Source organism: Campylobacter concisus, from assembly GCF_002913225.1.
GTDB classification, from domain to species: Bacteria; Campylobacterota; Campylobacteria; order Campylobacterales; family Campylobacteraceae; genus Campylobacter_A; species Campylobacter_A concisus_J.
In genome coordinates this window covers 1-502 of the sequence record NZ_PPAW01000014.1, presented here as the reverse complement: position 1 = coordinate 502, position 502 = coordinate 1, and the positions used below count along the sequence as shown (strand labels likewise).

At 39.0% G+C, this 502-nt stretch carries 1 protein-coding gene; it reads left to right on the top strand.

The features are described 5' to 3' along the window. A partial coding sequence (locus CYP26_RS02375) for a TRAP transporter large permease subunit (protein WP_141090077.1) occupies positions 1 to 502 on the top strand: 502 nt, incomplete at both ends.

The window sequence follows — 502 nt, the reverse complement described above, 5'->3', positions numbered from 1 at the left end:
TCTCTAAATTGCCTTGGCCAAGTACTTTCAGATATAGTTGAGCTAATTGCTAGTGATAATATAGTTATGATATTGCTTCTTACTGCGATGATGTCGCTAATACTAGGAATGGGTCTGCCAACGACGGCAAACTACATTGTAGTTTCAAGTCTTGTGGCACCTGTTATTTTATTTTTAGCGCACAAAAATGGCTTTTTAATCCCAGCCATTGCTGTGCATCTTTTTGTCTTTTACTTTGGAATTTTAGCTGATGACACGCAACCAGTTGGTATCGCAGCTTATGCAGCAGCTGGTATTGCTAAAGCAAATCCTATAACTGTTGGTGTTCAAGGATTCTTTTATGATCTAAGAACGGCGATCTTGCCATTTGCCTTTTTCTTTAACAACAAACTTATGCTAATAGAAAGCGTAAATGAGGGCGACCCGCTTGATTCAAAAGGAATAATCTGGATGAGTAATCCGCTTGAAATTTTACTTGTCTTTGGCATGGCGATCGTGGGAA